12 protein-coding genes are annotated in these 12,052 nt (G+C 61.2%); 1 reads left to right on the plus strand and 11 read right to left on the minus strand.

Annotated features, from left to right (window positions below; genetic code table 11):
• Positions 1–24: 24 nt before the first annotated feature.
• Genes AC07N4_RS24250 through AC07N4_RS24275 form a run of 6 tightly spaced genes read right to left on the minus strand, consistent with a single transcriptional unit; the run spans position 25 to position 5,639 of the window.
• Positions 25–426, minus strand: a complete 402-nt coding sequence (locus tag AC07N4_RS24250; RefSeq protein ID WP_096820874.1) for a type IV pilin protein — start codon at positions 424–426, stop codon at positions 25–27.
• Between the two features lie 14 nt (positions 427–440).
• Positions 441–3,533, minus strand: coding sequence for a pilus assembly protein (locus tag AC07N4_RS24255; protein ID WP_493066482.1), 3,093 nt, complete (start codon positions 3,531–3,533; stop codon positions 441–443).
• Positions 3,520–3,999 (minus strand): pilus assembly PilX family protein, encoded by a 480-nt coding sequence (locus tag AC07N4_RS24260; protein WP_096820872.1) that lies wholly within the window; start codon positions 3,997–3,999, stop codon positions 3,520–3,522. Before AC07N4_RS24260 ends, AC07N4_RS24255 begins: the two co-directional genes overlap by 14 nt.
• A 10-nt stretch (positions 4,000–4,009) precedes the next feature.
• Complete coding sequence (locus AC07N4_RS24265; RefSeq protein ID WP_096820871.1) at positions 4,010–4,723, minus strand: PilW family protein; 714 nt, start codon at positions 4,721–4,723, stop codon at positions 4,010–4,012.
• Positions 4,720–5,169: a type IV pilus modification protein PilV gene (pilV, locus tag AC07N4_RS24270; RefSeq protein ID WP_102621097.1), complete on the minus strand. Its 450-nt coding sequence runs from the start codon at positions 5,167–5,169 to the stop codon at positions 4,720–4,722. The genes AC07N4_RS24265 and pilV overlap by 4 nt, the downstream gene beginning before the upstream one ends.
• Positions 5,166–5,639 carry a GspH/FimT family pseudopilin gene (locus tag AC07N4_RS24275; RefSeq protein ID WP_096820869.1) on the minus strand — a complete coding sequence of 158 codons (474 nt, stop codon included), beginning with the start codon at positions 5,637–5,639 and terminating at the stop codon, positions 5,166–5,168. Before AC07N4_RS24275 ends, pilV begins: the two co-directional genes overlap by 4 nt.
• A gap of 130 nt (positions 5,640–5,769) precedes the next feature.
• On the opposite strand from AC07N4_RS24275, the gene AC07N4_RS24280 reads away from it, so the two are divergent.
• A complete protein-coding gene (locus AC07N4_RS24280; protein ID WP_493066481.1) occupies positions 5,770–6,324 on the plus strand; it encodes a GspH/FimT family pseudopilin in 555 nt (184 codons plus the stop codon).
• Here the strand turns inward: AC07N4_RS24280 and ispH are convergent.
• From ispH to ribF, 5 genes are all read right to left on the minus strand, one after another.
• Positions 6,296–7,240, minus strand: a complete 945-nt coding sequence (ispH, locus tag AC07N4_RS24285) for a 4-hydroxy-3-methylbut-2-enyl diphosphate reductase (protein WP_096820867.1) — start codon at positions 7,238–7,240, stop codon at positions 6,296–6,298. The genes AC07N4_RS24280 and ispH overlap by 29 nt on opposite strands.
• A 72-nt stretch (positions 7,241–7,312) precedes the next feature.
• Positions 7,313–7,750, minus strand: coding sequence for an FKBP-type peptidyl-prolyl cis-trans isomerase (fkpB, locus tag AC07N4_RS24290; RefSeq protein WP_173861359.1), 438 nt, complete (start codon positions 7,748–7,750; stop codon positions 7,313–7,315).
• 7 nt (positions 7,751–7,757) lie between these two features.
• Positions 7,758–8,270: a signal peptidase II gene (gene lspA / locus AC07N4_RS24295; protein ID WP_096820866.1), complete on the minus strand. Its 513-nt coding sequence runs from the start codon at positions 8,268–8,270 to the stop codon at positions 7,758–7,760.
• Positions 8,263–11,094 carry an isoleucine--tRNA ligase gene (gene ileS / locus AC07N4_RS24300; RefSeq protein WP_493066480.1) on the minus strand — a complete coding sequence of 944 codons (2,832 nt, stop codon included), beginning with the start codon at positions 11,092–11,094 and terminating at the stop codon, positions 8,263–8,265. The genes lspA and ileS overlap by 8 nt, the downstream gene beginning before the upstream one ends.
• A gap of 13 nt (positions 11,095–11,107) precedes the next feature.
• Positions 11,108–12,046, minus strand: a complete 939-nt coding sequence (gene ribF, locus AC07N4_RS24305; protein ID WP_007959537.1) for a bifunctional riboflavin kinase/FAD synthetase — start codon at positions 12,044–12,046, stop codon at positions 11,108–11,110.
• Positions 12,047–12,052: the final 6 nt, after the last annotated feature.

Below are 12,052 nucleotides of genomic sequence, written 5' to 3' on the forward strand. Positions count from 1 at the left end.
AAAAGGCACCCGAATAAATGCGGCTCAGCGGCCCCAGCAATCCTTGGAGGTCAGCCCGGTTGTCGCGTTGTTCATGCTGCGCACACCGGTGTTGGTGAGGGTGAAGTCCCCGCACTTGTCGCCGGCCATGGTCGTACCGGCCTTGCGGGTCGCGGTCAGCAGAAAGGTCTGGTCAGCGATGGTCGGGGTGATCGTGTAGAAATCATTGCCCGCGCTGAGACCGGTGATGCCTGTGTAAACGTTGTTTTTGGTGTAGAAGCGCTCGAGCGTCTGCGCCTGCTCCGACAGCAGCGATACCACCTCGGCGCGACGGCCCTTTTTCAAGTACTCGGTATAGCTCGGTGCGGCAATGGTGATGATGATCCCGATAATCGCAATCACGATCATGATTTCGATCAGGGTGAATCCTCGGATGGATCTGCGCATGCCTCAACTCTCGCTTACTGTATTTGTCGCCACATGATACGACGACTGCCGCCGCCGGATTTTTCCACCAGGGTGGTGATACCGCCACTGGAATCGTTCACGATCTTGCGCGTTGCGCCATTGACGATGGCGTTCAGGGTGGGAATGCCGCCGCTGAATACCACGCCGCTGGAAATCGTGTCGTTGCTGTCGACCACGCCGTCGGCGTTGGTGTCGAGCACCGCATAGTTGAGCATCTTACCGCTGAACGCATCGAGTTCGACCAGTTTGCCGGTGCCGAAACTGGAGCACGGGTCAGTGGTATCGACACTGGCCGTGGTGAATACGATGCGCCCGAGTACCAGGCTGGCCTGATTGATCACCCGTTCCCCCGTCAATACGTTGTTGTACACCAGCGGCAGGTACCAGCCCTTCTCCGCCGGATACGTCGTGTCGTTCTGGGTGGTGGTGACGAACTGCCCCGAACTGCCGGAAAACACACCGGTGATGGCCTGCGCCTGCAAACTGCTGACCGTGAGCTGACCCGAACCGCCGTCGGCATCCCACACCGAATAGAACGCCTGCAGATCCTTGTTGGTCTTGTCGGCGGTTTCGTTGAACTTGCCGGTGCCGACGAATATCTGTTTGCCGCCCAATGAATTATCCGCCAGCAGCGGTTGCGCAGTGATCGGTTGAGTCGCCCCGCCCGCCGTCGTGAACAGCGGCTTGCCGGAAAACGCCACACCCCAGCCGTCGGTGGTGGTCGCGCTCAGGTCGAACTTCCACAGGCGTCCCTTCAAATCGCCGCCATACGCAGCCTGCACCACATTCTGCGAATTGACCTTGAGCTTCACCGAGGACAAGCCATTGGTGGTTTCCGTGCTGTCGATGACGATTTTCTTGATCAACGAACCGTCGCGCACATCCAGCACATACAACGCCGCGACTCCCGAATTGCTGCCGTAACCGTTGGCGATGAAGGCCGCCCAGCGACCATCGGCCAAGCGTGCCACTTCCGGCCGGGTGTAGGCATAACCCAGATCATTGAAAGTGTTGGCCGTGTTGGCAGTCGCCGGAGCGCTGACTTCCCACAGCGCATTGAGAATGTTCCCCGCCGATGCGTCGAACAGTTGCAGCGCATAGAACGTCTTGCCACCGGCCCCGGTGCCGCCGATGGCCAGGGTTTTCCAGGCGCTGCCGAACTGCACGTCGTAGACACCGACCTGCCCGTCCACCAGAAACTTGTGGCTGACGCCATTGATGTAATTCGGGTCGGCGATCAGCCGCAATGACGGCAACACGCTCGATGGCATGTAGGCATAGCGCCGGGTGCCGTTGGCCGAGTTGATGACGCTGACGAAACCGTCGTTGCCATTCACCACCAGGCTGGCGTTCATGTTCGCGGCTTTGGTGGTCAGGTAGCTGGTGTAGGTGCTATCACCCGACAGGTCGGAAGCGGTCTTGTCCGAGGGCGAGGCCAGCACCAGCGGCGAGTTGATGATGTCGCCCAACAGCACGCTGCGAACCTTGAGCCCGGTCTTGTTGGTGCCTTTGCTCCACTCCACCAGATCGCTGCCGCTGATGCCGGAGGGCAGGCTCTGGCTGAGCGAAGTCTGCTGGGTTGCCGAGAAGCTACCGTAGGCAAGGGTGACCGCCGCGTTGTTCGCGGTATTCCACGATTGGTAGGTCGGTGCCGCAGCACCGGGAACGATGGCGGTGTCGGTTGTCCACAGCACCGTCGAGGTGTTCACCGTCCCGGCCGAAGTGAAACCGAACGACTTGATGGTGCCGCGCCAGTCCCTGGGGTCGTAACTGGTCTGGAAATAACTGCTGCCGCTCGCCAGCGTGGTGCCGCTGGTGACACCGCTACCGCCGGAACCCGCCTTGGAGGTGATGTCGCTCAATGCTGCCGACAATGCTGTGTTGAGGCCGGCGCTGTCGGTGGCCTGGTAATACCTGCCCTGCCCGTACGCCGCCGCGTCCGACAACATATCGTTATCGGCGGTGAAGCCAACGGTGTAGGTGTTCATGTTCTGCTTGGGAAAGTCTGCCGAACTCCAGCTCTTGCCGGCCGCATCGACGCCGGTCGAACGCATGTCGATGTCGAAGGCAAACTTGGCGATGTCGTCCAGGTACAGCGTGTCGCCCTCGTTATCACCGTTGAGGTTGTTGCCGTCATTGTTGACCCCGTCCCAGTTCGGCAGGCGACTGCCCCCGAGGGGATCGTTGCTGGGGAATGTGCGGTCGTAGGTCGGCAGACCGTCGGTGATCACCACCCCGTAGTTTTTCTGGCAGCGGTACTGGATCGGGCTGGTGTAGGTGTTTGGCGTGCTGTTGTAGTACGGCGCCATGCCCCGCATGTAGCGGGTGATTTCGTAATAGGTTTCCGCCAATGGCGTGTTGGCCACGGCGCTCAGGCCATTGATCGACGAAATCAGGGCGTTGTAGTTGGTGTCGGCCTGGCCCTGGGTCACGCTGCCGCTCACCGGCGACAGGTCACTGATGGAACGGGCGATGTACCCGCCATTGCCCGGGTTGTTGCTGGTGGCCGGGTTGAACGTCGACAGACCGATGCGCAGATTGCGGTTGCTGGTCACCAGCGCCGTGGAAACGTTGCGTGCGACGTTGATCCGGTAGTCATTGGGAATGGCCCCGGTGGTGAAATCACGCGTACCGTTATTGATGGCGAGGCCGACCACGTAGGCGATGTAATCCCCGTAATAGCGGGTGTTTCCGCCGCCCACCGGGTCCGGCAGTTTCAGGCACAGCGGCGTCAGGCTGTTGTTGTAGAACGCATAGGCACCGCCGGAGCAGCCGGAGGTCGGCAGGCTCGACAGAAACACCGGATCACCGGTGATCGCCGTCGAAGACAGGCACAAACCCAGCACCGCGTTGCACTGGCGGGCCGGCGTACGAGTCACCGTCGGGTCAAAACCGGCGGCATAAATGATGCTGTTCATGCTTCCCGAATCGTCGATCAACAGCATGACATTCGGCGGTACCGCCGCCGCACTCAGGAGCGGTGAGTCGGACGGGGTGAAGGCATACGCGGGCGCCGCCAGATACAGGCCCAATAACAGCCCCATGAACCCGGACCACCCGCCAGAGCGTCGCTCAGTACTTCGCATAAACGCTCTCCACCACACTGCGTGAGCTGCCGACGATGCCGACAGCCGTGACCCGGTACAGCGTCGCCGAGGTATTGCTCGGCACGTTCACCGCCGTCAGGGTGGTACCGATGTTCTGCACCCCATAGAAGCCGCTGCCCGCAGCGACCCAGGTAACGCCCGACGTCGAGTTGAGCCCCGCCGCGCTGACCACCGACGACTCCGCCGGCGGCGCGCATTGCGTGGTATTGGCACACACCGCCAGTGCATAGCTGTCCAGTTGCACCGCGCTTTCGCCGATGCGCAGCGCCGCCTCGGCGGTCTGGAACGATTGGTTGCGCAGGCTAACGCTACCGGCCATTTTTTCCTGCAGATTGGCGCTCTGCATCGAAGAAAGACCGATCACGGTCAGAAGCAACAGAAACACCAGACTGACCAACAACACCATGCCGCGCTGGCTTCGTCGCTGATGAAGAGAAATATTCATCGACCGGCCCTCACTGCAAGCGGTTGCGCAGCGCGGCAACCACATTGAAGGTTTGATTGGCGATCCGGTTGTTCGGATCAGTGAGGGTCAGGCTCAGGCGTACGCTGCGGATGCGTGCCGGATCACTGGGGTTGCTGCTGTAGGTCGAGGCAGCCACATCGGTCGCGGTACTGGCCAGGCCAAACAGGACGGTGAACGCACTGACATTGCTCACCAGCACTTGCTGGGTCGGCGTACCGCTGCCGGTGCCCATCAGGATCTGGTTGTTGCTGAAGCTGTAGACCAGACGCCGGATCGGAAACGCGATTTGCCCGGTCGCCGGTGCTCGCACACCCGTATAGGCCGTTGAACTGTTGCGGCAGTCAGATACCACTGTCCAGGTCGGCGTCCCGCCCGCACCACCGACGTCGGCGGTAACCAGTGTCAGTTTGAGGTTGGTGTTGTCCCAACTGATCGGCGTGATCTGGGCGGCATTGAAGTCGCCGCTGCTACTGGAATCGGTAATGGTCCCCAGGCAGCCGAACATCCCGACCATGCGCAATTCCTGAATCATCTTGCTCAACACAAACCGCGCATCTTCCTGCATGGCAGCCGAGGTGTTCTGGCTGACGTAGGTGTTCTTCGCCGCGAGAAAGGTTTGTACGACGCCCAGCACGATGATCAGCCCCAGCGCCAACGCGATGAGCATTTCGATCAGGCCGAAACCCTGGTTATGCCGCTTCATGGCGTGGCCACCGGGTCGACCGCGACGCGGCTGGTCAGGACAAAACTGCGCGGGGCGCTCGCGGTGTTGGCGGCTCGCGCGTCACTCCAGTTGATGGTGATGGTGTACACGCGCTGATTGAGGGTGATGCTGCCGGTGGCGCTCGGCCCGCCGAAATTGACGATGTTGGTGGTGAAGTCGTAGAGGTCCTGATCCCGGGTGACATTCAGGTTGCCCGAGGTCGGCGGCGTGACGGTGTAGTCGGCGCCGGCGTTGGCGCGGATGCGGTCCATCATGTCGTAGGCGATGAAGCTGGCCTGACTGGTCATGCGCGAGCTGTCGGTGTACTTCAGCGCATTGAGCTGAACCGCCGCCGCCCCCAGCAACCCGACCGTCAGAATCAGCAACGCGACCAGGATTTCGATCAGCGACATGCCTTCCTGTGCACCTTTGCTCCCTGCCCTCATCCGCAGCTTCCACCCGATTGAATTCGTCCGTTCAGACACACGTTCAGCGTCCTGCTTTGCGTGCCCAGCGTGTAACTGAACACCACCGCCGTGGACGGTGCTGCCAGGCCGCCCAGATTGTTGAAATCCAGCGCGGTCACTCCTGAGGTTAGCGTCAGAGTCGCACCACTGCTCATCGCTGGAACAACCCGCAATACATTGGCCGAAGTGCCAGTACTGTCGTAGACCGACAATTCGCCAGTCCAGACGCTGCCCCCGGCGGTCGGCCGCAAGCGAATGGTCGTCCCGCGATCGATGGCTTCCAGACGGGCGTAGTTGAGCGCCCGTTGCAGGTCGCCGACTTCGGTGTCGGCCTTGCTGCCCTGTATCGAACGGGTAAACGCCGGCACGGCCATCGTGATCAGGATCACAAACAACGCGACCGCCACCAACAGCTCGATCAGCGTGAAACCTTTTGTACGATGATCCATCGATGCCCTCCGTTGCCGTCGGCTATACCTGCTCTACAAACCTAGAACATTCGACCGGGTTACGTCGGTTGATTTGCCCTGCCCGGTGCACGGATCGCGTCGGACACCCTGCCCCACGGAGGGAATACACATGCCGCAACGGGGTTTCAGCCTGGTCGAACTGCTTATGGGACTGGCGATCGGCGCAATTGTTCTGTCACTGGTCAGCCCGGCGTTTGCAACGCTGACAGAGTCAAACCACCGACAGCAGGCCGCAGAATCGCTGATCAGCGGGATCCGCACTGCCCGCACCCAGGCGATCACGCGCAATCAGAGCGTGGTGATTCATGGCATCAACGGAGATTGGGGCCAGGGCTGGCGGATCATTCTGGATGTCAGTGGCAAGGGTGCGGAGGACAGCAGCAATCCGCTGCTGGTCGAGCACGCCAGTGATGGGCGAATACCCATTGTCGGCAACTGGTTCGTCAGTCGGTACATACGGTTCAGCAGTCTGGGGCAACCGCTGATGCCCGGGCGGGCGTTTCAGGCAGGAAAACTACACATCTGTTCGACCCGCGAGCCGGTCAGCCAGCTTCAACTGGTGCTGGCGGCGACCGGTCGCGTGCGCCTGGCCAGCGAAAAGGCTGAACAGGCGCTGTGTCGAAAGGATAAAACGGTCAGATCGAACGTACGCGCAGCTCTTTAGGCATCGAGAATGTGATGTTCTCTTCTCGCCCGGCCAGTTCGTCGGCACCGGTAGCGCCCCAGGCCTGCAATTGCTGGATCACGCCACGTACCAGCACTTCCGGTGCGGAGGCCCCGGCGGTGATACCGATGCGCTCGACGCCATCGAACCAGCTCTTTTGCAGATCTTCTGCACCGTCGATCAGGTACGCCGGCGTGGCCATGCGTTCGGCCAGCTCGCGCAGACGGTTGGAGTTGGAGCTGTTCGGGCTGCCGACCACCAACACCACGTCGCATTCGTCGGCCAGTTGCTTGACCGCGTCCTGACGGTTCTGCGTGGCGTAGCAGATATCGTCCTTGCGCGGGCCACCGATGGCCGGGAAACGGGAGCGCAACGCGTCGATGACTCGACTGGTGTCGTCCATCGACAAGGTAGTCTGGGTCACGAAGGCCAGTTTTTCCGGGTCATGTACCTGCAGTTCGGCAACATCCTTCTCGTCTTCGACGAGGTAGATTGCACCGCCATTGCTGGCGTCGTACTGGCCCATGGTGCCTTCGACTTCCGGGTGACCGGCGTGGCCGATCAGGATGCATTCACGGCCGTCGCGGCTGTATTTGGCGACTTCGATGTGTACCTTGGTCACCAGCGGACAGGTGGCGTCGAACACTTTCAGGCCACGACCGGCGGCTTCGGTGCGCACGGCTTGCGAGACGCCATGGGCACTGAAGATCACGATGACGTCGTCCGGCACCTGATCCAGCTCTTCGACGAAGATCGCGCCACGACTGCGCAGGTCCTCGACGACGAACTTGTTGTGCACCACTTCATGACGCACATAGATCGGCGGCCCGAAGACTTCCAGGGCGCGGTTGACGATTTCGATCGCCCGGTCCACGCCAGCGCAGAAGCCACGGGGGTTGGCGAGTTTGATTTGCATGCTGTGCCTCGTGTCTTGCGCGCGAAAATTCAGATCAATGCAGGAGCCGGTGCGGCCCCTGCAGAACAGCGTTTACAACGCTTTGACGGAGAAGATTTCCACGTCAAAGGTCAGCGTCTTGCCGGCCAGCGGGTGGTTGAAGTCGACGGTCACTTGCGCGTCGTCGAATTCTTTCACCACACCCGGCAGCTCAGTATTGGCCGCATCGTTGAAGATCACCAGCAGACCCGGTGACAGTTCCATGTCCGCAAACTGCGAACGTGGAATGACCTGCACGTTCTGCGGGTTCGGCTGGCCGAACGCGTTTTCCGGCTCGACGGTCAGAGTCCGCTTGTCACCCGCCTTGAAGCCGAACAACGCCGCCTCGAAGCCCGGCAGCAGGTTGCCGTCGCCGACCTTGAAGGTCGCCGGTGCCTTGTCGAAAGTGCTGTCGACCGTGTCGCCGTTCTCCAGGCGCAATGCAAAGTGCAAGGTGACTTCCGTGTTCTGGCCAATGCGTTGCTCAGCCAATACCTGTTCAGTCATGAACGGTTTCTCCGGATTTCTTGGATTTGAACATGTCCAGTGCCAGCATCACCGCACCCACGGTGATGGCGCTGTCGGCGAAGTTGAACGCCGGGAAGTACCAGCGGTTCTGCCAGTGCACCAGAATGAAATCGATCACATGCCCCAGGGCGATGCGGTCATACAGATTGCCCAGCGCGCCGCCCAGCACCAATGCCAGTGCGACGGCCAGCCAGGTTTCGTTGCGGCCCAGGCGTTTGAGCCAGACCACCAGCACCGCACTGACCACGACCGCGATCAGCGCAAACAGCCAGCGCTGCCAGCCGGAGCTGTCAGCCAGGAAGCTGAATGCCGCGCCCGTGTTGTAGGCCAGGGTCCAGCTGAAGTAATCGGGAATGATCACGATCTGCTGGTACATCTCGAGCTTGCCTTCGAAGTAAAACTTGCTGGCCTGGTCAATGACCAGAACCAGCAAGCTCAACCAGAGCCAGCTCAGCCGTCCGAAACGGCCAACGGCATTAGGCATAGTGACGAACCTCGCCGGCGCCATCGATGTTGTCCACGCAACGGCCGCAGATTTCCGGATGCTCCGGGTTCACGCCGACGTCTTCACGGCAGTGCCAGCAACGGGCGCATTTCGGGAAGGCCGATTTGACGATCTTCAGCTTCAGGCCGCTGACTTCTGTTGCTACAGCGTCAGTCGGCGCTTGCACGAACGGCGCAACGCTGGCGGTCGAAGTAATCAGAACGAAGCGCAGCTCGTTGCTCAGCTTGGCCAAGTCGGCGCTCAGATCGTCTTCGGCGAACAGCGTCACTTCGGCTTGCAGGTTGCCACCCACGGCCTTGGCCGCGCGCTGGATTTCCATCTCTTTGTTGACCGCAACCTTCACTTCCATGATGCGATCCCAGTAGGCGCGACCCAGTTCGAAGCCTTCCGGCAACTCGGTCAGGCCTTCGTACCAGGTGTTGAGCATCACCGATTCGTTGCGCTCGCCCGGCAGGTATTGCCACAGTTCGTCGGCGGTGAAGGCCAGGATCGGCGCGATCCAGCGCACCAGCGCTTCGGAGATGTGGAACAGCGCGGTCTGGCACGAGCGACGGGCCTTGCTGTCGGCGCCGGTGGTGTACTGGCGATCCTTGATGATGTCGAGGTAGAAACCACCCAGCTCCTGAACACAGAAGTTGTGGATCTTCGAGTAGACGTTCCAGAAACGGTATTCGCCGTAGTGCTCTTGCAGCTCGCGTTGCAGCAGCAGGGTGCGATCCACCGCCCAGCGATCCAGTGCCAGCATGTCTTCGGCTGGCAGCAGGTCGGTGGCCGGGTTGAAACCGGTCAGGTTGGAAAGCAGGAAGCGCGCGGTGTTACGGATACGACGATAGGCGTCCGCACTGCGCTGCAGGATCTGCTCGGACACGGCCATTTCGCCGGAGTAGTCGGTCGAAGCGACCCACAGACGCATGATGTCGGCGCCCAGGGTGTCGTTGACTTTCTGTGGCGCGATCACGTTGCCCAGGGACTTGGACATCTTGCGGCCGGACTCGTCCACGGTGAAACCGTGGGTCAGCAGTTCGCGGTACGGCGCGTGGTTGTCGATGGCGCAACCGGTCAGCAAGGACGAGTGGAACCAGCCACGGTGCTGGTCCGAACCTTCCAGGTACAGGTCGGCGCGCGGGCCGGTCTCGTGGCCCATCGGGTGCGAACCGCGCAGGACGTGCCAGTGCGTGGTGCCCGAGTCGAACCAGACGTCGAGGGTGTCGCTGATCTTGTCGTACTGCGGCGCTTCATCACCCAGCAGTTCGGCAGCGTCGAGCTTGAACCAGGCTTCGATACCTTCGACTTCAACGCGCTTGGCGACTTCTTCCATCAGCTCGACGGTACGTGGGTGCAGCTCGCCGCTTTCCTTGTTCAGGAAGAACGGGATCGGCACGCCCCAGTTGCGCTGACGGGAGATGCACCAGTCCGGACGGTTGGCGATCATCGAGTGCAGGCGCGCCTGGCCCCAGGCCGGAACGAACTTGGTTTCTTCGATGGCTTTGAGCGAGCGCACACGCAGGGTGTCGCCGCTGACCGGCTCTTTGTCCATGCCGATGAACCACTGCGCGGTGGCGCGGTAGATCAGCGGGGTCTTGTGACGCCAGCAGTGCATGTAGCTGTGTTCGATGACGGTGGTGTGCAGCAGCGCACCGACTTCGGTCAGTTTGTCGACGATGGCCGGGTTGGCCTTCCAGATGAACTGGCCGCCGAAGAACTCCAGCGACGGCACGTAAACGCCGTTGCTCTGTACCGGGTTGAGGATGTCGTCATTGACCATGCCGTACTTCTTGCAGGTCACAAAGTCATCCACGCCGTAGGCCGGGGCGGAGTGAACCACACCGGTGCCGGCGCCCAGTTCCACGTAGTCGGCCAGGTACACCGGCGACAGACGGTCGTAGAACGGATGACGGAAGTTGATCAGCTCCAGCGCCGAACCCGGAGCGGTCGCCAATACAGTGCCTTCGACGCCGTAACGGGTCAGGCAGGATTCGACCAGTTCTTCAGCCAGCACCAGCAGCTTGTCGCCGATATCGACCAGGGCGTAGGTGAATTCAGGGTGAACGTTCAGCGCCTGGTTGGCCGGGATGGTCCACGGAGTGGTGGTCCAGATCACGATCGAAGCTGGTTTGCTCAACGACGGCAGACCGAACGCAGCGGCCAGTTTGGCCTCGTCAGCGATCGGGAACGCGACGTCGATGGTCGAGGACTTCTTGTTCTCGTACTCGACTTCCGCCTCGGCCAGGGCCGAACCGCAATCGAAGCACCAGTTCACAGGCTTCAGGCCCTTGAACACGAAACCGCCCTTGACGATTTCGGCGAGGGCACGGATTTCACCGGCCTCGTTCTTGAAGTCCATGGTCTTGTACGGGTTGGCGAAGTCGCCCAGCACGCCGAGACGGATGAATTCGGTCTTCTGCCCTTCGATCTGCTCGGTGGCGTAGGCACGGCACAGTTCGCGGGTCTTGTCCGCGCCCAGGTTCTTGCCGTGGGTCACTTCAACCTTGTGCTCGATCGGCAGGCCGTGGCAATCCCAGCCCGGGACATACGGCGCGTCGAAGCCCGACAGGGTCTTCGAACGGATGATCATGTCCTTGAGAATCTTGTTCAGAGCGTGACCGATGTGGATCGTGCCGTTGGCGTACGGAGGGCCGTCGTGCAGGACGAACTTCGGACGATCCTTGCCAATCTCGCGCAACTTTCCGTACAGGCCAATACTGTCCCAGCGCTGCAGGATCTGCGGTTCGCGCTGTGGCAGGCCGGCCTTCATTGGGAAGGCGGTGTCCGGAAGGTTTAGCGTGGCTTTATAGTCGGTCATTTAAGGCTCTTCATTAGCGATGGGCGCTAGGTGCGGCTAGTGCACGGGCGGCGGCGACATCCGCGCTGATCGCCGTTTTCAATGCCTCCAGGGAGGCGAAACGCTGCTCTTCACGCAGCTTCTGGTGGAAAACCACCGTCAAACGCCGGTCATACAGATCGCCGGCAAAATCTAAAAGATGGACTTCAAGGTGGGCCTTGCCATCACCTTGCACCGTGGGCCGCACGCCGATATTGGCGACGCCGGGCCAGGTCTTGCCGTCGATGTCGACGTCGACCAGGTAAACCCCGGTGAACGGCACGCGACGGCGCTTGAGTTGAATGTTGGCAGTGGGCGTACCCAGTTGCCGGGCCAGTTTCTGGCCATGCAGCACGCGACCGGCAATCCGGTACGGGCGGCCGAGCAGACGCTCAGCCAAAGCAAAATCGGCGGCGGCCAACGCATTGCGCACCTGAGTGCTGCTGACACGAATGCCGTCCAGCTCGACGGTTTGCGCGGCCTCCACGGTAAACCCGTGAACCTGCCCGGCCTGCAACAGAAAATCGAAATCGCCGAGACGGTCGCAGCCGAAACGGAAATCGTCACCGACTTCCAGATGCTGCACGCCGAGGCCATCAACGAGGATGGTGTCGACGAATTCACTGGCACTGAGCTTGCTCAGGCGCTGGTTGAAGGCCAGGCACAAGACCCGGTCAACACCTTCGGCGGCCAGCAGTTGCAGCTTGTCGCGCAACCGGGCCAGACGCGCCGGCGCGGTCTCCGGGGCAAAGAATTCCCGTGGCTGCGGCTCGAAAATCACCACGCAGCTGGGTACGCCCAACTCGAGCGCACGCTCACGCAGTCGGGCCAGGATAGCCTGGTGACCACGGTGAACACCGTCAAAGTTGCCAATAGTGGCGACGCAGCCCCGATGCTGGGGGCGCAAGTTGTGAAGGCCTCGAACCAGCTGCATAACGCG

This window comes from Pseudomonas sp. GW821-FHT09E04 (assembly GCF_059416185.1).